This is a genomic window from Candidatus Dadabacteria bacterium, from assembly GCA_009837205.1.
Lineage (GTDB): Bacteria > Desulfobacterota_D > UBA1144 > Nemesobacterales > Nemesobacteraceae > Nemesobacter.
This window is the reverse complement of sequence record VXTZ01000026.1, coordinates 130,104-150,243: the sequence shown is the minus strand read 5'-3', so window position 1 is coordinate 150,243 and position 20,140 is coordinate 130,104. Positions and strand designations below refer to the sequence as shown.

The following is a 20,140-nucleotide window of genomic DNA, read 5'->3' as shown; positions in this document are numbered from 1 at the left end:
CGATGGACAATCCATGCCGCTTCGCGCTGTGGAGTTTTGCCTTGGGAGTCTTTTTGGTTTCTCTTGCCACGGGATGCGGTGGGGGCGGTGGCGGTGGCGAACAGGCCCCTCCCGTTACACCTCCAGTTATGCCTCAGCCAGCTGAGAGTCTTGTTCTAAGGACTGCCGACACCGCAGACCTGAGTGAGTATTTCGGTGAAGTATATTCGGGAACATACACCGCTTCTGACGGCGTATCCATAGACGTGTGGGTTTCCCTTCGCGAAAGTAATGCGCAGACCGGAATCGGCACTGTCAGTCGCCTCGGCGTTATAATTCAGGGCGGAACGGGTTCCAAGGTTACCGGACTGCTTAGTGAGGACCAGGGGGCGCACACTGCCTGGGTCGCGATAAACTACCGCGGGTCGAATATTACTGACATCACTGCCGGGAAGGAGTGCGCTCCGGGTCGGAACTTTATTGCCTGCCTGAAAGGCCACGATACCTTCAGCAAAATAAACCCCGTACTGAATGCGCGTGACGCCAATTCCGTAATACGCATGTTTGCGGAAGATGAGGATGTTACGGTTAACGGAAAGAAGATGAAAGCGTCTGATTTTGTGCCTTCAGGCACCGTGCGCTCTCCCGTGAATCTCTCGACAAGTTCGTTCGGGGGTGTCATAGTGGGCTACATGCTTGCGGAGAATGACCGCCCGCGGCTTCACAACGTGTTTTTTGAGCAGGTCACGGCCCCGGGAGAGCATCCCATATCAGACGGTCTTCACAACGCCGCGCGCATGATGGACATTCTTTTCAGCGCGTGCGAGGATGACTCTTCGTGTACTGCATCCTATCCTGATATAAGAGAGAACTTCCGCCGTTTTATGGACACTTATCACTCAACTCCTGTTCGAATTGACGGGGAGACGGTTTACGCGGGAGGGGCTTTTGACAGGATTGTTCATCTTGTCGAGGAAGAACAAAAGGTCGGCCGGGCGATAAGATACATTGGAGAGATCGCAAATGCGCATGACCGAGGCGAACGTGAAATTGCTACCGGATACGGACCGCGTGACTACAGTAGCATGTCCGGCGAACACCCGAGGGAGACATACGGTCTTCCTGATCTTGACGGGGACGAAGCCAGATGGACTGATCTGCTGGTGGGAGCGGGCGGGTTTTTCCCGGGAATAACAAACCGTACGGGAATGATCTGCTCTTTCGGGATAAACAGGGCGGAAGACCCTGACAGTCTTTCCCGTTACGATGAGGTAGGAAATGAAGAACTTCCCGGGGACAGCGGCGGAACCAAGGAAGCGTTCGGATACGGTTTTCTTGTTGGCTACAAGACTTATCTCAGCGTCTGTCCGCATTTAGTCGAGCAGACAGGGAGAATTGCGTTGCCTCGGGTTTCAGGCATTGAGGCCGAGAACGTGATTGTCTACAGGGGAGGTCTTGATATAAAGCACTATTTCAGTCCGGATCCGCGACAGGATGAAATTATGGCTTATTTTTCAGGCTCGCCCGATCACCGTCTCGTTATCACGCACAGGTTTCTCGGTCAGGAAGTTGGGGAAGACTCTGAGTGTCTTCGGAAAGTCTTGGGAAATTTCTGGGATGCCGACGATACCACGGACGTAAGCCTCGGTGATGACTGTGAGGAGAGCAACGATTTCCCCGCGAGCGAGCTTTCCGGATGGTAATTCTTGCCGTGGATGCGGACTGTTATAGTAACCGTCCGGTTCAGGTCCGGCCATCATTGAAACGATGAACTACTGGCTTGTCAAATCGGAACCGTTTAAGTATTCGTGGGAGGAGTTTCTCCGAGACGGATGGACGTACTGGGACGAGGTCAGAAACTATCAGGCAAGAAACAACCTCAAGGGCATGAAAAAGGGAGATCTCGTTCTTTTCTACCACAGCAACAAGGGTCTTGAAGTCGTGGGCATATCCGAGGTCATAAGGGAGTATTACCAAGACCCCACGACCGAGGACGAAAGATGGGTCGTGGTTGATCTGAAGCCCGTGGAAACCCTCCGGATCCCCGTATCTCTCAAGCAAATAAAAAACGACGAAAGGCTCAGGGACATTGCGCTTGTAAGGCAGAGCAGGCTTTCGGTCATGCAGATTGAAAAAGAGCATTTCGACACGATTGTCGAGCTTGGAAGAAAGAGCGCCTGATTCTTTGGGAAAAATGCGGTAATCTTTTACTCCTGTCCGTCCCGCGCAGGGCCTTTTCCTGCAGGAATGCCGGGTTTGAGAATCAGCGGGAGCTGAAGACTTGTTTTTCCATTTCAGGCACTTACGGTTATATTTACCAAAATAATCTGTTTGTGTCTGACGCCCTATGAGCACTCAACTTATCATCAACTCGCTTTTTAACGAAACCAGAGTAGCTGTCCTGGAGAAAAGCAGACTGATCGAGCTTTTCATTGAAAGAAAGTCCAGTTCTTCAATGGTAGGCAATATCTACAAGGGGAAAGTCGAAAAGATCGTCCCCGGGGTGCAGGCCGCGTTTGTCGGCATGGGAGACGGCAAATCCGGGTTTCTCTCCGCCGAGGATGTGTATGAGGAATCGCTCAGTGAACTTTTTCTTGAAGAGGAAGAGACAAAAAAGTCTTCCAGAAAAAACCATCAGCCAATACAGAAAGTGTTGCGTCAGGGTCAGGAGGTTATGGTTCAGGTTACAAAGGAACCCACCGGAAACAAAGGTCCCAAGCTTACCTCTCACGTGGGCATACCGGGCAAATATCTTGTTCTGCTTCCCGGGTCAGACTCGGTGAACCTGTCCCGCAAAATAACCGACAGAAAAAGCAGGAAAAGATTTTCCGAAATCATGCGGAATAAGCCCGAAGACATGGGTTTTATAGTGAGAACGGCGTGCGTGGAAGCGGACGAGAAGGACATCAAGAGCGAGATGAAAGCGCTTGTGAGGAAGTGGAGAAGGATAAAGAAAAAGTATGAAGAATCGAAAAACCCGGGCGTGATATACGAAGAAGCCGATACCTGTATCAGGGTCATCAGGGACCTGATGGGAAACGGCCTTAAGAAAATTGTAGTTGATTCCTCCAAAGCCCACGGCCGGATTACCAAGTACTTTTCCGACAAGATTAACAAGGATGGCTTCAAAGTCGATATGTACGATAAAGAAGAACCCATATTCGACAGATACGGAATCGAGAGCCAGGTCGAAAAAATGTACAGAAAAAAGGTCTGGATGAAGTCGGGAGGCTACCTGATCATAGACGAGGCCGAGGGGCTTACCGTGATAGACGTTAACTCCGGGAAACTTGTCGGAGAGGAGTTTCAGAAGAAAACAATAATGAAAACGAACGAAGAAGCCGCAGTTGAAGCCGCGAGGCAGATAAGGCTTCGCAACCTGGTCGGAATCATAGTTATCGATTTCATAGACATGCAGTCTGTTAGGTCCAGAAAGAAGGTAGAGTCGCTTTTCACGAATGAGATGAAAAAGGATAAAGCGAGGACCACGATCCAGGAAATATCGTCTTTCAGCGTAATCCAGCTTACCAGACGCAGGGTCAGGGAAAGTATACTTTCCGACCTGACCGAACCCTGTGATACCTGCGAGGGGAGCGGACGGATAAAGTCGATATACACCACCTGTTACGAGATACTGAGGGATATTGATCAATGGACAAGGCAGAGCGCTGAAGGGCCTCTTGTCGTCCAGGCCAACAAGAAGGTCATAGCGAAGCTCAGAGAAATAGAAGGAAGATCCATGAGAAGAATCCAGCGGGAGAGGGGGGTAAAGATAAAGTTCAAATCGGTTGAAGATCCTCTCGAGAAATACGCCATTTCCAGAGAGGAGGCTTCGGGTTAGCCGAAAGGAGTGTTCTGAGTTGAGCAAGAACGGATTTCTTTATCATGTAGCGATTGCCGTAAAGGATATCGAGAAAGCTGAAGATCTTTACTCCAAATTACTCGGACTTAGGGTTGTTCACAGGGAGGATGTAGTCAACTATGGGGTGAAAACATCGATGCTTTGCCCCGAATCGGGAGAGGGCACTGCGGTAGAACTTATCGAACCTTTGGACGAAAATTCTCCGATTTCGCAATTCCTGGAGAAAAGAGGGGAAGGTGTTCATCATATCTGCTTTCTTGTGGACGATATAGAGTCTTCTCTCCGGGCCCTAGAAAAAGAAGGTGTCAGGCTGATCGACGAACATGCGAGACCCGGATCTTACAACTGTAAAGTTGCCTTTATACATCCCAAGTCAACGAACGGAGTGCTTGTGGAACTTGCGGAGAAGATAAAGGATTGAGGAAAGGGTTTCTGATCAGGTGCCGCTTTGCCCTTCTTCCTTATTGTCTGGGTCGTCGTCTCTTAGGGATTTTCTGAACCCGCTTATTCCCTTGCCGAGCGAAGATCCCAGATCCCCGAGCCTGCTCGGACCAAAGATTATGAGCAGGATTGCCAGGATCAGGATTAATTCCCATATGCCGAATTGTCCGAACATATGAGGGAAATGATACCCGAATACTGTTGCTTCTCAAGTATTTTCAGGATGATACTCTGAATTTACCGATATTACGTCTGCGCAGGCGGAACTTGGGTTCAGGCCGCGTTCCTTGGCGGATTCGGTGAGAGGCCCTATCGATGGTTTGACGGGCAGGGCATGCTCGGCGAGAATGGTTGAGATGGCCGAGGAACAACTTCACAGCGTGATTGTATGGGCAGTCATTGCTGCGGCTGTCCCGACGTTTTTTTATCTGCTCCGTAAAACCGCACCCTATGGCCGTCATTACGCAGGTGCGGGCTGGGGACCGCACATTTCCAGCAGGCTCGGCTGGATCATCATGGAACTGCCGGCGGTTGTCGTTTTCCTTGCCGTCTATCTTAACGGGAAGTCTGCGTTCCACATCGTGCCGCTGCTCTTTCTGGTCATGTGGCAGTGCCACTATCTGAACCGGACGTTCATTTACCCGTTTCGGATCAGGGCAAGCGGGCGGAAGACGCCGTTGCTGGTGGTCGGGTCGGGCTTTTTCTTCAATGTGATTAACGCCTACATCAATGCCCGATTCATTTCCGAATTCGGCGAGTACACCGTTGGATGGCTTGCCGACCCTCGTTTCCTGATCGGCGTCGGGGTTTTCCTAGTCGGGATTGCTCTCAACCTCCACGCCGACAATATCCTCATTCGTCTACGCAGGCCGGGCGGGACCGGCTATGTGGTTCCGCAGGGTGGCGGGTTTCGCTTTGTCTCGTGCCCGAATTATATGGGCGAAATCCTCGAATGGGTCGGCTGGGCACTAGCAACGTGGTCGTTGAGCGGCCTAGCCTTCCTGCTGTTTACCTCCGCCAATCTCGCTCCCAGGGCACGCAGCAACCATCAGTGGTATGTGGAAACCTTCAAGGATTATCCACCGCACCGCAAGGCCCTGATACCGGGCATTTATTGATTAATAAGCGTATGGTTGGTTGCGTGTCAGATTTTCGAGAAATCGGCAATCATGAAAAACAGATCTTTTATTTCATTGAGCAAGGCCAGACGGTTGTCTCTGATCTTCTTGTTTTTGTCCATGACCATTACCGCGTCAAAGAAACGATCTATTGGTGCGGAGAGTGTTTTTATGGATTCAAGCGCTTTGAGGTAATCGCTTTGCCCGGCGGCTTTTTCAGGATCGGCCAATTTCTTTAAAACCGCCGTCTGCGTCTTGGTAAAAGCTCTGTGGAGATCCTTTTCCTCTTTTTGCTTAAACAGCTTCTTGTCAAGCTGTGAAGACGGTCTGGTTTTCGCTATGTTGAAAACCCTCTTAAAGCCTGTGGCTAGGGCCTCAAAATCCTTTCGTTTTGCGAATTTCCCAAGCGCGTTTATTCTGCGGTAGGCGTCAAGGGGATTGTCAAACCCTGCCGAGATTACGGATTCGACGACATTTCTCTCGTAACCGGACTCTGTCATTAGGTTGCGGAACCTCTCGGAGAAAAACGCGAGAATGTTCACTTTAAGTTCTTCTTCGGACAGTTTGCCGTCACGAGCTTTTTGCGCGTCCATGGAGTCGAGCACGAGCCTTATGCCGCGTTCAAGGAGTGTGGAGAGAGAAATATCAAGCTTCTTCTCTATGGCGATTCTTATTATTCCGAGGGTCTGTCTTCTCAGCGCATAGGGATCGGAAGACCCGGTGGGCGCGAGACCCGCGATGAAGGACGAGCAGATGTTATCCGTTTTGTCCACTATGCTTAGAAGCGCTCCGGTTTTCGTTCGCGGGAGTTCACCGGTTCTCGTAAGCGGCATGTATTGTTCCTCGATCGCGTTCGCGACGGCTTTTTTCTCCTTGGAAGCAAGCGAGTAATACTTGCCCATGACACCCTGGAGTTCGGCGAATTCAAAGACCATCTGGGTCGCGAGATCGGACTTTGAGAGTTCCGCGGCCCTTTCAAGATCGGGGCTGGCAAAAATATCGGCGGCAAGCATCCTCATACGCTCGACTTTTTCCCTGTAAGTCCCTATATCAGATAGAAACATCATGCTCTCAAGCTCTTCTGTGTAGGCGCTTAGGTTTTTCTTCGTATCTTCGGAGAAAAAGAATTCGGCGTCGTTAAGTCTTGCCCTTATTACCCGCTCGTTTCCCCTTATAATTACCTGTTTATCCTTAACCGGGGTTCCGCAGACAAAGATGAAACAGGGAAGAAGCTTGCCGGTCTTCTCAGAGTAAACGGGAAAATATTTCTGGTGATTCTTCATCACGCTTATAAGAACTTCCTCGGGCAACCGCAGGTATTTTTCCTCGAACTTTCCCACCAGAACCGTCGGATGCTCCACTAGGTTCACCACGGTTTCAAGCAGTTCAGGATCTTCCTTTATGGTTCCGCCTATCTTTTTGGCCGCCGCCTCTGTGTCCCTTCTTATGATTTTCTTTCTTTTCTCCGGGTCCGCTACTACGTTGTTTTTCTCAAGTGTTTTCAGGTAATTGGCCCAGGATGTCACTCGAAACGGTTTCGGGGAAGTGAACCTGTGACCGAAGCTTCGGTCAGAACTTTTGATGTTCTCAACGCTGAATTTTACTGGCTTGCCATCGTAGAGCGCCGCTATCCATCTTATAGGTCTTGCGAAGGCCAGTTTTCCGTCGCCCCATCTCATTGATTTCCGGAAGGGGACCGATGAGATCACTCCCGGAAGAATCTCTTTTAGAACGGATGAAGTTTTTTTTCCTTTTACCGTCTTCCTTACGCAGAGGAATTCTCCGTTATCCCTTTTTGCGATGACGAGTTCCTCAACATCGACTTTCTGGGATCTGGCGAAACCCGCAGCGGCCTTGGTGGGCTTTCCGTCTTCGTCAAACGCTATGCGCTTGGGCGGCCCGAAGTTTTCGGTCGTGCGGTCTCTCTGCTTTCTCTCAAGTCCGCTTACCCTTGCCGAAAGTCTTCTCGGGGTATAGAAGATTTCCATTTCCTCGAATTCAATACCCTTGTCGCGGAGTTCTCCGCTTAGAATATTGCCCAGATCCTCCCGGGCTTTTTCAAGGAAGAGAGCAGGTATTTCCTCCGTTCCGATTTCGAGTATCAGTTCTTTTTCCATGGGTTGTTTTTCAGGAGGGGGAATCCCAGGTTTTCTCTGGTCTGCAGATACGAAGTTGCGCACAGATTCGCAAGCGCCCTTACCCTCGCTATGTATGAGGCCCGCTCGGCTACCCCAATCGCCCCTCTCGCGTCAAGCAGGTTGAAGGTGTGCGAACTTTTAAGACAGTATTCGTAAGCGGGGAGGGGAAGCTCCTTTTCGATAAGTGATCTGCATTCCTGCTCGTACATGTTAAACAGGTCGCTTAGCATCGCGGGATCGGATTCCTCGAAGTTGTACTTTGAGAACTGGACTTCGCTCTGATGATGAATCTCTCCATACGTTATTCCCTTTGTCCATTCAAGATCGTAAACGCTTTCGACTTCCTGCAGGTACATCGCTATTCTTTCGGTTCCGTATGTTATCTCGGCCGATATCGGATCAAGATCTATTCCGCCCGCCTGCTGAAAATATGTGAACTGGGTTATTTCCATACCGTCAAGCCAAACCTCCCAACCAAGTCCCCACGCTCCGAGCGTCGGGGATTCCCAGTCATCCTCAACGAACCTTATATCGTGCTCAAGCGGGTTTATTCCGAATGACTTCAGACTGTCGAGGAAAAGTTCTTGGATATCATCGGGAGAAGGCTTTATTATCACTTGGAACTGATAGTAGTGCTGAAGCCTGTTGGGATTATCTCCGTATCTTCCGTCGGTCGGTCTCCTTGAAGGTTCGACATATGCCACGTGCCAAGGCTCGGGACCGAGGCAACGCAGGAATGTGGCCGGGTGAAAAGTTCCGGCGCCTTTTTCTATGTCGTAGGGCTGGACCACCAGACATCCCTTGGATGACCAGTAATCCTGAAGAGCCAAAATAAGTTCCTGATATGTCATGACCGGCAAAATACTACCATTAAAATAGAAGAATCAAATATGCCGGCACGTTTGTAAGGGCTTTACCCGCGGGCATGCTTGTTATGAGGTTGTTTGTTGACCAGTTGTTTTATAACGGTCCGATTCCTCAAAGGAAGGCAGTTTGAGCCAGTACCGTGTGTGGCGTCGCTGCCCGGTTCTGTTTAGTGCGCCCATGGCGACCATATTAGCTAGATCGCGCGTCGCCGTCGAAGCCGTTGCCCCAGTTATTCTTTGATAATTTTGTGCGCTGAGACTGCCCTCAAAACCATCCGGTTCAGCATCGAAGAGCCGTAGAAGGATTTTTTCCTGTCGCGGGTTTAACGAACCATGGAGCCGATCGAATAACCGTGTTTGCTGAATTGACCGGATCAGACGGCGTTCGCTCCAGGTCTGGGCGTCAAGCACTGTATCCGCAAACCACACAAGCCAGTTGGTGATATCAAGCGATCTGCCACTCTCATCCAGAATAGCATAGTAGCCCTTGCGCCTTCGGGCGATGGTGCGGGAAAGCGCAATTAAACTTGGTTCGCCGAGTGACTGGGCGAGGGCTTTTTCCGCCAAAGCACGGGCTATGCGACCGTTTCCGTCCTCGAAGGGGTGAATACGTACAAAGTACAGATGTGCCGTCCCGGCCCATGCCAGAGAGGACATCCTGCTTCCGATTGAGGCAATCTGATCGTACCACTCTATGAAACGTTCCATCTCCTCTGTCATCCGCTCCGAAGGTGGTGCTTCATAGTGAATCTTGGGGTTATAATCCGGCCCGGAAACGACCTGCATAGCTTCGGGGTGGCGACGATAGCCGCCGACAACCTCCAGATGAGGACGGTCTCGCATAAGCATCCGGTGCCAGCGCCACAGCGTTTCGTGGTCAAGCGGGCGGTCAAACTCATGGTAGAGCGCTACCATCATTTCAGCTACTCCCTCTTCCTCGGGTGAAGCGGTTTTCCGGCTGGCGGTTAATCCAAATCGTCGTCGGATGGAGGATTGCACTGATTCCCGGTCGAGAATCTCACCTTCAATTGCGGATGTTTCGACCGCCTCGCCGCTCAGCCATTTAACTCGCAGTTCGGACTGATCTTCATGGGTGAGCTGGCGCCAAGCGCCGATCCTGCGACCTGACTCATGCAGGAAACGCTCTTCGAAAGGTGCCAGAACAGACCGATCCCATGTGAAGTCCGGCCAGTTAGAATGTTGCCATACCCATTTCATGAGCTATAAAAACACCTCCTATAGCCCATATTCTTACCTGTTTCTGGGCTATAGGGCAAGCTCTATGGTTTCAGCGAAAAGCGGACACCCGGTAAAAAGGGTCGTACGCACTCATGCTTTCTATAGCTCTTTGAGCGATAATCCTACGCTTTTTTTCTTTCCCCATTTTTCCCTCAACCTTGGGGAAAAGCCCGAAGTTTATGTTCATCGGCTGAAATCCGCTTTTTCCTGGGGTTGAGATGTACTCAAGCAGGGAACCTATGGATGTTTCCCTTGGGACGTGGGCAGGTGCGAGCCCAAGCGCTTTTCTCGAGGCGTTTATTCCGCAGACGATTCCGGTTGTTGCGGACTCGACGTATCCTTCAACTCCCGTGATCTGCCCGGCGAAAAAGACGCCCGGACGGGAACTCAGGGAAAGGTCTTTCTCAAGGAGTCTCGGGGAATCTATGTACGTGTTTCTGTGCACGCTTCCGTATCTTAGAAACTCCGCCCTTTCAAGCCCCGGGATCTTCCTGAAAACGGTTCTTTGCTGAGGGTATCTGAGCTTTGTCTGAAACCCCACCATGTTGTACATCGTTTCCTCGCTGTTCTCCGTTCTTAGTTGCAGAACTGCAAAGGGGGTTTTCCCGGTTCTCGGATCAATTAGGCCGACGGGTTTTAGGGGGCCGAACCGAAGAGTATCTCTTCCTCTCTCGCATATGACCTCAACCGGCATGCAGCTTTGGAAGTAGAGTGCTTTCTCAAATTCCCTAGTCTCCACTTTTTCTCCGCGGATCAGGTCGTCAACAAGCTCGTAGTACTGATCCTCAGAGAGCGGACAGTTGAGATAATCTCCCTCCTCAGAGTCTCCGTGGCCGTATCTTGATCCCCTGAAGATTTTCGAGCGGTCGATTGTATCTGCGTCGATTATCGGCGAGATGGCGTCGTAGAAGTAAAGATATTCGGATTCCGTGAGCGAGGAAATCTCCGCGCAAAGTGCATCCGAGGTAAGAGGACCGGTGGCCACGACCACGGTCCCGTTTTCGGGTATTTTCGTTACCTCTTCCCTTTTCAGGTCTATAAGTTCGTTGCCCTGGATTTTCCGCGTTATGTAATCCGAGAACATTTCCCTGTCGACCGCGAGAGCTTTTCCCGCGGGAACCTTTGAGGCCTCGGCTGCCTCGATCACGAGTGAGCCGAGGCGCCTCATTTCCTCTTTAAGTATTCCTGAGGCGTTCTCCATGGATGCCGATTTGAGAGAATTGCTGCACACAAGCTCCGCGAGATCCGAAGTTCTGTGCGCGGCGGTTTTCCTCCGCGGCCTCATTTCATAGAGAGTTACCCTTACTCCAAACTTTGAGATCTGATTTGCGGCTTCAACCCCTGCGAGCCCTGCGCCGATTACTGTTATTGACAATTGCTTATACCAAGATCCTTGAACTTGAGTAACCCTTTTGTGAATTCAAGCAGTTCAATTTTAACAGACTGCGGAAGTTTCGCATCTACCGCGGTCCGTTTTGTAGCAAGGACTTACATAAGATATAATTCCCCAAGATTATGAGCTACGGAGCAGTTGTATTTGACCTTGACGGAACCCTGATTGACTCTCTTGAGGATCTTGCTGATGCCGTGAATCAGGCACTCGGAATAAACGGATTTCCGCCGCGCGCGACCGGGTGCTACAAGTACTTTATAGGAAAGGGTCCGAAGGTTATGGTGTCAAGAGCCCTCCCCGAGGACAAAAGAAACAATGATGCTGTCGTTGAAAAATGCCTTACCGATTTCAACAGCATCTACAGCCGTGCCTTTAACGTAAAAACCACTCTTTATGACGGTATACCGGATCTTCTGAACGAGCTTTCCGAAAGAGGTCTGAAAAAGGCGATTCTTACCAACAAGCCGCACGTGTTTACCGAAAAATACGTGGAGGATCTGCTTGCCGACTGGAATTTCGAGGTGGTCATAGGGCAGAGGGATGAAATTCCGAGAAAACCGGATCCCTCGGGAGCGCTGCGGATATCAAGGGAACTCGGAATTGACTCGTCACAGATGGTTTATCTTGGAGACTCGGGGGTGGATATGCTTACTGCAGTTGGGGCGGGTATGCTTCCGGTGGGAGTTCTCTGGGGTTTCCGAACGGGAGACGAGCTTCGTGAAAACGGAGCCGAACATCTTATAGAAACTCCGATGGAACTGCTCTCAATTATTGATTTGTAGCTTCTGGCGTATAATGGCCATGGATTTTGAACATGTAAAACTGGGAATTCTCGGAGGCGGTCAGCTCGGGAAAATGCTCTGTCTGGTTGCGAGCAACTGGAACCTCCGCACCTATGTGCTCGATCCTTCCGCCGATTGTCCGACGGCGTCCGTGTGCACCGGGTTTACCCATGGAGATTTCAGGAATTACGAGGATGTCTACGAGTTTGGCAGAAATGTTGACATCCTGACAATAGAGATTGAGCACGTAAACCTGCAGGCGCTTTTTCGGCTGCGGGAAGAAGGAGTCATCATAAGGCCTGAACCCCACGCGCTTGAACTCATACAGGACAAGGCGAAGCAGAAGGAGTTCTATGTTTCAAAGGGGCTCCCCACAGCCGATTTTTCGGTCTTTCCCGGGAAAGAGGCTATAGTTGCGGCCGTAGGGTCCGGTGAGATAAAAATTCCTTTCGTCCAGAAACTTTCAAGGACGGGTTATGACGGAAGAGGAGTTTATGTCGTTAGAAAAAAGGAACAGCTCGACGATCTTTTAGAAGGAGAATCCGTCATTGAAGACCTCGTTGATGTGGAGAAGGAGATTTCCGTTATAGTCTCGCGTAATTCCACCGGAGAAACGAAATGGTTTCCTCCGGTAGAAATGCTGTTTAACAGCAATGCAAACATAGTTGAATTCCTGATAAGTCCCTGCGAGCTTGACGACAAAATGTCCGCTCAGGCATGTGAACTTGCCGAGCGCACGATAAGGTCTTTTGACATGTGCGGGATACTTGCGGTTGAGATGTTTGTTTCCAAAAAAGGAGAGATACTTATAAACGAATCCGCTCCGAGACCGCATAACAGCGGGCATCACACGATTGACGCGGCTCGCACCTCGCAGTATGAGCAGTGTCTGAGATCGATTCTTGATCTTCCCCCGGGCGATACTGAAATAAAAACTCCTTCTGTTATGATTAACATTCTCGGGCAGCCGGGTTTCGAGGGCGAGGTAAGGTACGAGGGACTTCGTGGATGCATGGGCGTTGAAGGAGCCAAGTTCCACATATACGGTAAGACCCTTACCAAGCCTTACAGAAAGATGGGACATGTCACCGTGCTTGACGATGATATTTCAGGCGCGCTTGAGAAAGCGAGATTCATAATGAGCAATCTGAGGGCGATAGCATGAAACCTATTTTAGTAAGCGTTATCATGGGTTCTGACTCGGATCTTCCAGTCATGGCGGAAGCGGTTGAGGTTCTGGAACAATTCGGCGTAGGGCATGAAGTTACCATAGTCTCGGCACACAGAACTCCGGAGCGGCTTGTGGATTTTTCAAAAAAAGCTCACAAAAGAGGAGTTAAGGTCATAATAGCCGGGGCAGGGGGTGCGGCGCATCTTCCGGGAATGGTGGCCTCCGTTTCTCCCCTTCCGATCATAGGGGTTCCGATAAAATCCTCAAACTCGATTGATGGATGGGACTCTGTGCTTTCCATCCTGCAGATGCCTTCAGGCGTCCCGGTCGCCACGGTTGCCCTCGGCGGGGCGAAAAACGCCGGCATCCTTGCCGTTGAAATTCTTTCCGTTGCCGATCTGGAACTTTCACGCGCAGTAGCAGAGTACAAAAAGAAGCTTTCTTCCGAAGTAAGGAAAAAGGCAGCGCGACTTGAAAAGATGGGTGCCTCGGTCTATCTTGAGCGAATGAGTCAGAAGGAAGAGACTTCCTGAAGTTCCGGCTACTGTATGGTTTTTTTATCCGGTTCGTAACCACCTACGGGAATTGGTGAAGCATGATGGAAGACCATAAGCCACCTGCCATTTTGCTTCTCGAATATGTTGGTTGACTGAGAGAGATTAAACATGACCGGATCCCTTTTTATGTATACCATCTCCTGCAGGCAGGTGACCCAGGCGATGTTGTCGCTTATATCCACGGTCACGTTAGAAATGCTGATGTCAACCTGATCTTGGGGATCAAAAACACTTTCCCAGCTCTGCCTTATGGCTTCCCAGTTGCGAAGAGCTGTCCATCCCGGGTGGACGCAGCCGGATCTTGAGTCCTTTACCCAGACCTCTCCCATCAGCTCTAGATTTCTGGTTCCCAAGGCCTCGTAAAAAAGGTTGTTGATCTTGAGTATTTCTTCGCTGTCCTTCTCAATGGCCATCGGCTTGTTCCTAGGTAATTTTACCGGAAAAGGTCTAAAATTCTGCCGAACTGCGAGAATATGTCTTCGCGCATCCTTAGAATGTCGTTATACAGCGCCGCCGCCATGATGAAAATAAGAAAGGAAAACCCGATTCGCTGGGTTATCTCGAGGGTCTTTATGCTAAGCGGCTTTCTCTTTATTTTCTCAATCGCCAGGTAAAGCAGGTGTCCTCCGTCGAGCATCGGTATGGGGAGAAGGTTTATAAGCGCGAGGTTTATGCTTATAAGCGAGGTGAACTGGAGGAGGTTCGATATGCCGCTTTGAGCTACGTCTCCCGACACCTTTGCTATAAGGAGTGGTCCCGCTACCGTTTTTCCTGCTGTTGCGAGCGCTATTTTTCCTGTTACGAGCTTGAACAGGAAGCCGAAGAAAAGCATGGTGATCTCAACTGTCATACGCGCCGCTTCAGCTATTCCCCTGTTAATTGATTCAAAGAAACCGTATTTTTTAAGCACCCTGTCTGTGGTTGGGGTGATGCCGATTATGTAGCGTTCGATGTCTTCTTGCATTTCCGCCGCCAGGCGAAAATGCATTTTCTCTTCCCCACGTTCAATCGTGAAATCAAGTTCTTTGCCCCTGCTTTCGGCTATTATGTCCGACATATGGTTCCAGTCCGTAACCTCTACGCCGTCTATCGCCTCGATGCTGTCTCCCGGACGTATCCCCGCTCTCCAGGCGGGGCGATCCTCAGCCACCTCTGCTATGGTTGCCTCTATGGGCCTTGCGAATCCGGTTTCTACCCTGCCATCGGAACCGGCTTCGGCGAAAAGGGTGAGAGTCCTGGTTTCGCTTCCGGTTCTCACCTTGAATTCAAGCAGCGAGTCGGGATTTGAGTGAACAGCCACGTTCACATCTTTCCAGTCTTTGACCTCTTTTCCGTTTATGCTGAGTATCCTGTCACCCGCGGCGAATCCCGAGAGATGGGCAGGAGAGTCTTTTCTTACGTAAGTTATGTCAGGAGGATCTTCCAGATAACCTGAGACACTTATGCCGAACATGAACACAAGGGGCATGAAGAAAAAAGGAATTATGAAATTCATAGCGGGCCCAGCTATGACCACCAGGAATCTGTCTGTAAGAGACTTGCCGGAAAACCCCCTGTGGTAGTCCTTTTCGTAGTAAGCCTCTATATTGTAAAGGGCCGAACCGCTGACGGTGAGAGTGTAGACTTTCCCATCTCTTTCAACTTCAAGTTCTTTTTCCTGGTGCGGGTCTGACTTTAGCGCATAGAGAAGCTTTTCCCAGCTTCCATACTGCTCAAGACTGAATCCTTTTATCCCGGTAATTCTGTCCCCTGAGGCAAGTGGCGACTCAGTGTCTGCAACGCTTTCGACAATTACGTTATCTTCCTTGCCCTCACCGTACATCTTCACGTATCCGCCGAGGGGAAGGGCCGAAATCAGGTATTCCGTTTCGCCTCTTACAAAAGAAACGAGTTTCGGGCCGAAACCTAGAGAAAACTTCTCGACCCTGATATTGCTTCTTTTCGCGAGCAGAAAATGCCCCAGCTCATGAAAAAAGACCAGAATTCCTATTACGAAAATAAAAGCCAGAATAGTAGTCATCACTAAGAAAGAAGGCTCTCCATTATAGAACCGGCGGTGCTCCTAGACCACCTGTCCGCCTCTAATATATTGTCAAGACATCCCGAGTCAAGTTTGTCGTGACGCTCGAGAGTTTCCCTGACTATCGGGATTATATCGGTGAATTTTATTGTCTCGTCAAGAAATGCCGTTACTGCCACTTCGTTCGCGGCGTTTAGCACGGTTGGATAGGTGCCGCCCATTCTGAGACATTCAATTGCGATCGCGGGAGCCTCGAATTTATCTGTGTCCAGCTTCTCAAACGTGATGTCCGAGAGGTCGTCCGGCGAGGCGTCGGGGCACCCTAGATCGAGTCTTTCGGGATAGGAGAGTGCTTGGGCTATCGGTATTTTCATGTCGGAGGCGGAAAGATGGGTTATGAACGAGCCGTCAACATATTCAAGGATTGAATGCACGATGCTCTGGGGGTGTACCCAAATTGATATTTTTTCGGCGGGCATGTCAAAAAACCACCTCGCCTCTATAATTTCAAACCCCTTGTTCATCAGCGTCGCCGAATCTATGGTTATTTTCTCTCCCATTTTCCATGTGGGGTGGCAGAGGGCGTCGGCGACCGTAACCTTTTCCAGGTCTTTTTTCGGGGTTTTGCGAAACGGCCCACCCGATGCCGTTATAATGATCCGTTTAAGAAATTCGCGGTCCTTTTCAAGAAGCGTCTGGAAAACGGCGCTATGCTCGCTGTCCACGGGGAGGAGGGTAACGTCCTGGTTTTTTGCCTCGGAAATAAGAAGTCCTCCTGCGACCACAAGAGATTCTTTGTTTGCTATCCCAACGTTTCTTCCGGCCCGTATTGCAGACAGTGTAGGCAGAAGCCCTGGGAAACCTACCATGGAGGATATAACCAGATCGCAATCGCCTTCCGTAGCAACTGCGATATTTCCCTCGTCTCCGTAATATATCTGTGTTTTCGGACCGGCGATTTCCCTGAGTCGTTCCGAGTCGTCCTTTCGGGTAACCGATACGATCTTCGGGGCGAATTCTGTTATCTGTTCTGCAAGAAGATCAATGTTTTTTCCCGCACAAAGGCCCGTTACCTCGAATCTTTCGGGAAATCTTCGTACTATTTCAAGGGTCTGCGACCCGATCGAGCCGGTTGATCCGAGTATGGAGATTTTTTTCAATCTAGCGCCCTTTCTCCCGTATCTGCTCTCCTGTCAGTCCGAACCTTCTTTCCCTGTTACGGTAATTGGCGATGGCCTTTAGCAGATGCCTTCTTCTGAAATTCGGCCAGAGTGTCTTCGTGACGTATATTTCGGCATAGGCCAGTTGCCACAGCAGAAAGTTCGAAAGTCGCATTTCTCCCCCGGTTCTTATGAGCAGATCCGGTTCAGGCAGGCCGGAGGTATAGAGATATTCCTGAAAGTCTTTCTCGGAAATCGGTTTTTTCTTTCCCTCCTCGATTATGCTGTTCACGGCGTTGATTATCTCCTCCCTGCCCCCGTAGCTAAGAGCCAGGGTTATCGTCAGGGAGTCGCATTTCTCCGTCATTTTCATCACGCGCCCGAGAAGCTCACGTATGTCTTTGGGAAGGTTCGAGAGATTCCCGATCGCATTTAGCCTGGTGTTCTGCGCAAGCAGCTTCTCGCCTTCATTTGAGAGGTACTGCCTTAAAAGATCCATTAGGGCGAAAACCTCTTCCCCCGGCCTCTTCCAGTTCTGGGCGGAGAATGCGTAAAGAGTTAAATATTCTATCCCGATCTCCCGCGCGGCACGGACCACCGATCTTGCAGATTTTATTCCTTCCCTGTGACCGATCATCCTGTCGAGATTCTTTCGCTTCGCCCATCTTCCGTTGCCGTCCATTATTATGACAACGTGTCTGGGGATAGGACCCGGTGTGGAAATGTTACGGTTTTTCTGCATTACGAGACATTGTTTGAGAACTTCGCTGACAACCGTCGCTTCAGCTCGCCGCCCGATAGATGTAAGAAACGGGATATGCGATCAGAACGACCGTAGCAATTACCACCATGGCCACGATCAGGGCGACCGGGTATATGAGAAGTGCCCCCAGGTAGAAAAGGGCTCTTTTCAGCGGAACCCACTCCCGGGATGCTTCGGGAAGGTCGGAAACGCAACTTTTGACAAATCCTGATATTATTCCAGTAAAAAGTGTGGACATATAAGTAAACCGATCTACCGTAAACCTATCTTATTTCCCCTTTTTCATCAAGGGCGAAAATCCTGCTTTACTTGCTTAGTCCAAAAAAAAATCCTTTCAGGTAAACTACAGGAAACGTAGGTCTCAATGACAAAGTTCCGCTTTTTTTTCATAGTATACGCGTTAATTCCGGCTTCTCTTTTTTCAACCCCACTTCTCGCAAAAGAAGATACGTACAGAGGCCTTTCCGACTTTGCAAAGGCCCTGAACCTTATAGAGAAAAACTATGTGGAAGAGGTTTCCTCCGAGCAACTGACCCAAAGCGCCATAAGAGGCATGTTCGATTCCCTTGATCCCTACTCGGTTTACCTTTCATCCGAGGGCTTGAGGAACCTTGAGATAGGAACTATGGGGGAATTTGAGGGCATAGGAATCGAGATTACGGTGCGCGACGGGTTTTTGACCGTGATATCTCCGATTGAAGGAAGTCCTGCGCAGGAAGCCGGCGTGAAATCGGGAGACGTGATCATCTCTATAGATGGAGAAAGTACCGAGAAGACCAACATAGTTGACGCTCTGGACCGCATAAGGGGCAGAGAAGGAACTAAAGTTGATATCGTTGTCAGAAGAGATGGAACCGAGGAAACCCATAAGTTCACCATCACAAGACGGATAGTGAAACTTAGGAGTGTCGAGTCCAGGTTGATCGAAAAAGATATAGGTTATATAAAGCTATCGCAGTTCCACAGGGATTCTGCGGATGAGTTTCTCAGTTCTTACAAGGGGCTTGAGGAGGAAAACGGTGCGAAGCTCGGAGGACTTGTGCTTGACCTCAGGAACAACCCCGGAGGATTGCTTGAACAGGCGCTTGCGCTTAGCGACATGTTTCTGGATAAAGGGCTTATCCTGAACGTGAAGGGAAGGTCTGAACTGACTTCGAAGGAGTATTTCGCCAGGGAGGGCATGGATATACCGACCAATCACGTTGCCGTAATCGTAAACCGGGGGAGTGCGAGTGCTTCCGAAGTTCTTGCCGGAGCACTTAAAGACAGCGGCAGGGCTAAGATAGTCGGTACGAGAACATTCGGCAAGGGTTCAGTTCAGTCCGTAATAGAACTTTCGGGGGAAACGGGAGTGAAGATAACCACGGCGAGGCTTTTCACCCCCAAGGGGGTTCTGATAGATGACAAGGGCATAGAACCTGATATTTTTGTTGAAAGCGGCGACAAGGATGCCCCCTCGGACCCGCAGCTTGCAAGGGCGTTGGAAACTGTAAAGCACATGTGAGGAGATAGGAGCTTGAGTCAGAAGAAGCGAACGAGAAAAAGACAGTCTACGGCAAAAACCGGCGATAAAAAACGCACGGCAAGACTTACCCACGCAGTTCTGGCTCTGGTTTTCTTTTTCGCCTTTTCGATTTTCGGCCTCAAGTATATCGAAAGATTTTTTGACGGATGGTCACACCGGGAGGCTACGCCTACTGCGACGGATAAGATTGCGGAGAAAGAGCCCCGGCGTCCGGGAGTTGTCCTCATAATAGATGACTTGGGCTATGACAAGGAGTCGATTGACAGAATACTCAGGATCAAACAACCGCTTAACTTAGCCGTGCTTCCGCATCTTTCCCATTCCCTGTACGTTGCACGCGCTGCTTACCGCGGGGGAAAGGACGTGATTCTCCACCTCCCCATGGAACCCAAGTATGCCTCCGGTTATACGGCCGATGACGCTGGAGAAGGAGTTTTGCTGCTCGGCTTCTCGATGGACCAGATGAGGGAGGAGCTAAGAAGAAACATCATGGCCGTCCCCAACATAGTCGGAGTCAACAACCATATGGGCTCTAAGTTCATGGAGAATGAAGAGCCGGTAAAAACAATAATGCGGGAACTGAAGGCTAGGGGTCTTTACTTTGTTGACAGCCTTACGACCCCCAACTCCCGCGGATACAGCGTAGCGAGGCGGCTTGGAGTAAAGGTGCTTAAAAGGGATGTTTTTATTGACCAGAGCGAGCGGGGCAAGGAGTATACTATGCAGCAGCTTGACCGCTTGGTAAGGATTGCTGAGAAAAAAGGCATAGCTGTAGGTATAGGCCATCCCTACCCGCAGACAATAGATGCTCTTGAGGAGTATATGCCCAAGATTGAGAAAAAGGTTGAATTTATGAAAATATCGACAGCCGCTTTGAACTGAAACGGTTGCGGAGAAATCACCTAAAAGAGGATTGTCATGGGACTTGTGGATGAAATCAGAAACAGGCGGGATTCCTGGAACAGCAGACTGGAAGAGCAGAGGGTTTCCCAGGAGCCCTACGACCATGAATTCGAGAAGGGAAACGCCCGCAGAATCGAGGAAGAGATAAGAAAGAACCGTGAGATGGTTGGAAAATTCCCGCTTCTGGAAAAACAATCGAAATAGTCGGCGGGAAAGAGCGACC

At 50.1% G+C, this 20,140-nt stretch carries 21 protein-coding genes; 11 read left to right on the top strand and 10 right to left on the bottom strand.

All coding sequences use genetic code 11. The annotated features are described in order from the left end of the window. Positions 1–2: 2 nt before the first annotated feature. The 4 genes from F4Z13_06790 to mce all read left to right on the top strand — a co-directional run bounded on the left by F4Z13_06790 (position 3) and on the right by mce (position 4,262). On the top strand, positions 3–1,682 hold the full coding sequence (locus tag F4Z13_06790) for a hypothetical protein (protein ID MXZ48932.1): 1,680 nt from the start codon (positions 3–5) through the stop codon (positions 1,680–1,682). 64 nt (positions 1,683–1,746) lie between these two features. Beyond that, on the top strand, positions 1,747–2,160 hold the full coding sequence (locus F4Z13_06785; GenBank protein MXZ48931.1) for an EVE domain-containing protein: 414 nt from the start codon (positions 1,747–1,749) through the stop codon (positions 2,158–2,160). 166 nt (positions 2,161–2,326) lie between these two features. Further along, positions 2,327–3,820: an Rne/Rng family ribonuclease gene (locus tag F4Z13_06780; protein ID MXZ48930.1), complete on the top strand. Its 1,494-nt coding sequence runs from the start codon at positions 2,327–2,329 to the stop codon at positions 3,818–3,820. Between the two features lie 19 nt (positions 3,821–3,839). Beyond that, entirely contained in the window at positions 3,840–4,262 is a 423-nt protein-coding gene (gene mce / locus F4Z13_06775) for a methylmalonyl-CoA epimerase (GenBank protein ID MXZ48929.1), read from the top strand. Positions 4,263–4,277: 15 nt separating this feature from the next. On the opposite strand, the gene F4Z13_06770 is transcribed toward mce, so the two are convergent. Next, the gene (locus F4Z13_06770) at positions 4,278–4,457 is read right to left on the bottom strand and encodes a twin-arginine translocase TatA/TatE family subunit (protein MXZ48928.1); all 180 of its coding nucleotides are present in this window, start codon (positions 4,455–4,457) and stop codon (positions 4,278–4,280) included. A gap of 181 nt (positions 4,458–4,638) precedes the next feature. Between F4Z13_06770 and F4Z13_06765 the strand changes: the two genes are divergently transcribed. After that, positions 4,639–5,400, top strand: a complete 762-nt coding sequence (locus F4Z13_06765; protein ID MXZ48927.1) for a DUF1295 domain-containing protein — start codon at positions 4,639–4,641, stop codon at positions 5,398–5,400. Between the two features lie 26 nt (positions 5,401–5,426). Here the strand turns inward: F4Z13_06765 and F4Z13_06760 are convergent, their stop codons facing one another. The 4 genes from F4Z13_06760 to F4Z13_06745 form a co-directional block, all read right to left on the bottom strand. After that, a complete protein-coding gene (locus F4Z13_06760; protein MXZ48926.1) occupies positions 5,427–7,517 on the bottom strand; it encodes a glycine--tRNA ligase subunit beta in 2,091 nt (696 codons plus the stop codon). Continuing rightward, the gene (gene glyQ / locus F4Z13_06755) at positions 7,502–8,389 is read right to left on the bottom strand and encodes a glycine--tRNA ligase subunit alpha (protein ID MXZ48925.1); all 888 of its coding nucleotides are present in this window, start codon (positions 8,387–8,389) and stop codon (positions 7,502–7,504) included. The genes F4Z13_06760 and glyQ overlap by 16 nt, the downstream gene beginning before the upstream one ends. An 81-nt stretch (positions 8,390–8,470) precedes the next feature. After that, positions 8,471–9,622 (bottom strand): Fic family protein, encoded by a 1,152-nt coding sequence (locus F4Z13_06750; protein MXZ48924.1) that lies wholly within the window; start codon positions 9,620–9,622, stop codon positions 8,471–8,473. 70 nt (positions 9,623–9,692) lie between these two features. After that, positions 9,693–11,018, bottom strand: a complete 1,326-nt coding sequence (locus F4Z13_06745) for a methylenetetrahydrofolate--tRNA-(uracil(54)-C(5))-methyltransferase (FADH(2)-oxidizing) TrmFO (protein MXZ48923.1) — start codon at positions 11,016–11,018, stop codon at positions 9,693–9,695. Between the two features lie 140 nt (positions 11,019–11,158). On the opposite strand from F4Z13_06745, the gene F4Z13_06740 reads away from it, so the two are divergent. From F4Z13_06740 to purE, 3 genes are read left to right on the top strand one after another with little or no spacing between them, the layout of a single operon-like run. Further along, entirely contained in the window at positions 11,159–11,818 is a 660-nt protein-coding gene (locus F4Z13_06740; GenBank protein MXZ48922.1) for an HAD family hydrolase, read from the top strand. 19 nt (positions 11,819–11,837) lie between these two features. After that, positions 11,838–12,983, top strand: a complete 1,146-nt coding sequence (locus F4Z13_06735) for a 5-(carboxyamino)imidazole ribonucleotide synthase (GenBank protein MXZ48921.1) — start codon at positions 11,838–11,840, stop codon at positions 12,981–12,983. Beyond that, positions 12,980–13,522, top strand: a complete 543-nt coding sequence (gene purE / locus F4Z13_06730) for a 5-(carboxyamino)imidazole ribonucleotide mutase (protein MXZ48920.1) — start codon at positions 12,980–12,982, stop codon at positions 13,520–13,522. The genes F4Z13_06735 and purE overlap by 4 nt, the downstream gene beginning before the upstream one ends. Before the next feature lie 8 nt (positions 13,523–13,530). Here purE and F4Z13_06725 read toward each other — a convergent pair whose 3' ends face one another. From F4Z13_06725 to F4Z13_06705, 5 genes are read right to left on the bottom strand one after another with little or no spacing between them, the layout of a single operon-like run. Further along, positions 13,531–13,959 carry a nuclear transport factor 2 family protein gene (locus F4Z13_06725; protein ID MXZ48919.1) on the bottom strand — a complete coding sequence of 143 codons (429 nt, stop codon included), beginning with the start codon at positions 13,957–13,959 and terminating at the stop codon, positions 13,531–13,533. A 20-nt stretch (positions 13,960–13,979) separates the two neighbouring features. Continuing rightward, positions 13,980–15,569 (bottom strand): RIP metalloprotease RseP, encoded by a 1,590-nt coding sequence (rseP, locus tag F4Z13_06720; GenBank protein MXZ48918.1) that lies wholly within the window; start codon positions 15,567–15,569, stop codon positions 13,980–13,982. Then, positions 15,569–16,726 carry a 1-deoxy-D-xylulose-5-phosphate reductoisomerase gene (locus tag F4Z13_06715; GenBank protein MXZ48917.1) on the bottom strand — a complete coding sequence of 386 codons (1,158 nt, stop codon included), beginning with the start codon at positions 16,724–16,726 and terminating at the stop codon, positions 15,569–15,571. The genes rseP and F4Z13_06715 overlap by 1 nt, the downstream gene beginning before the upstream one ends. 1 nt (position 16,727) lies before the next feature. Further along, the gene (gene uppS / locus F4Z13_06710) at positions 16,728–17,468 is read right to left on the bottom strand and encodes a di-trans,poly-cis-decaprenylcistransferase (protein ID MXZ48916.1); all 741 of its coding nucleotides are present in this window, start codon (positions 17,466–17,468) and stop codon (positions 16,728–16,730) included. Between the two features lie 40 nt (positions 17,469–17,508). Then, complete coding sequence (locus F4Z13_06705; protein ID MXZ48915.1) at positions 17,509–17,727, bottom strand: hypothetical protein; 219 nt, start codon at positions 17,725–17,727, stop codon at positions 17,509–17,511. 126 nt (positions 17,728–17,853) lie between these two features. Between F4Z13_06705 and F4Z13_06700 the strand changes: the two genes are divergently transcribed. The 3 genes from F4Z13_06700 to F4Z13_06690 are packed head-to-tail and all read left to right on the top strand — an operon-like array spanning position 17,854 to position 20,121. Further along, the gene (locus tag F4Z13_06700) at positions 17,854–18,993 is read left to right on the top strand and encodes a S41 family peptidase (GenBank protein ID MXZ48914.1); all 1,140 of its coding nucleotides are present in this window, start codon (positions 17,854–17,856) and stop codon (positions 18,991–18,993) included. 12 nt (positions 18,994–19,005) lie between these two features. Continuing rightward, positions 19,006–19,896, top strand: coding sequence for a divergent polysaccharide deacetylase family protein (locus F4Z13_06695; protein MXZ48913.1), 891 nt, complete (start codon positions 19,006–19,008; stop codon positions 19,894–19,896). A 36-nt stretch (positions 19,897–19,932) separates the two neighbouring features. Continuing rightward, complete coding sequence (locus F4Z13_06690; protein MXZ48912.1) at positions 19,933–20,121, top strand: hypothetical protein; 189 nt, start codon at positions 19,933–19,935, stop codon at positions 20,119–20,121. The last annotated feature ends 19 nt before the right edge of the window (positions 20,122–20,140 follow it).

What these genes read in the sequence shown, in the direction of transcription:
- F4Z13_06790 (MXZ48932.1), top strand. Translation starts at nt 3, where the DNA reads ATGGACAATCCATGCCGCTTCGCGCTGTGGAGTTTTGCCTTGGGAGTC.
- F4Z13_06785 (MXZ48931.1), top strand. Translation starts at nt 1,747, where the DNA reads ATGAACTACTGGCTTGTCAAATCGGAACCGTTTAAGTATTCGTGGGAG.
- F4Z13_06780 (MXZ48930.1), top strand. Translation starts at nt 2,327, where the DNA reads ATGAGCACTCAACTTATCATCAACTCGCTTTTTAACGAAACCAGAGTA.
- F4Z13_06770 (MXZ48928.1), bottom strand. Translation starts at nt 4,457, where the DNA reads ATGTTCGGACAATTCGGCATATGGGAATTAATCCTGATCCTGGCAATC.
- F4Z13_06765 (MXZ48927.1), top strand. Translation starts at nt 4,639, where the DNA reads ATGGCCGAGGAACAACTTCACAGCGTGATTGTATGGGCAGTCATTGCT.
- F4Z13_06760 (MXZ48926.1), bottom strand. Translation starts at nt 7,517, where the DNA reads ATGGAAAAAGAACTGATACTCGAAATCGGAACGGAGGAAATACCTGCT.
- glyQ (MXZ48925.1), bottom strand. Translation starts at nt 8,389, where the DNA reads ATGACATATCAGGAACTTATTTTGGCTCTTCAGGATTACTGGTCATCC.
- F4Z13_06750 (MXZ48924.1), bottom strand. Translation starts at nt 9,622, where the DNA reads ATGAAATGGGTATGGCAACATTCTAACTGGCCGGACTTCACATGGGAT.
- F4Z13_06740 (MXZ48922.1), top strand. Translation starts at nt 11,159, where the DNA reads ATGAGCTACGGAGCAGTTGTATTTGACCTTGACGGAACCCTGATTGAC.
- F4Z13_06735 (MXZ48921.1), top strand. Translation starts at nt 11,838, where the DNA reads ATGGATTTTGAACATGTAAAACTGGGAATTCTCGGAGGCGGTCAGCTC.
- purE (MXZ48920.1), top strand. Translation starts at nt 12,980, where the DNA reads ATGAAACCTATTTTAGTAAGCGTTATCATGGGTTCTGACTCGGATCTT.
- F4Z13_06725 (MXZ48919.1), bottom strand. Translation starts at nt 13,959, where the DNA reads ATGGCCATTGAGAAGGACAGCGAAGAAATACTCAAGATCAACAACCTT.
- uppS (MXZ48916.1), bottom strand. Translation starts at nt 17,468, where the DNA reads ATGCAGAAAAACCGTAACATTTCCACACCGGGTCCTATCCCCAGACAC.
- F4Z13_06705 (MXZ48915.1), bottom strand. Translation starts at nt 17,727, where the DNA reads ATGTCCACACTTTTTACTGGAATAATATCAGGATTTGTCAAAAGTTGC.
- F4Z13_06700 (MXZ48914.1), top strand. Translation starts at nt 17,854, where the DNA reads ATGACAAAGTTCCGCTTTTTTTTCATAGTATACGCGTTAATTCCGGCT.
- F4Z13_06690 (MXZ48912.1), top strand. Translation starts at nt 19,933, where the DNA reads ATGGGACTTGTGGATGAAATCAGAAACAGGCGGGATTCCTGGAACAGC.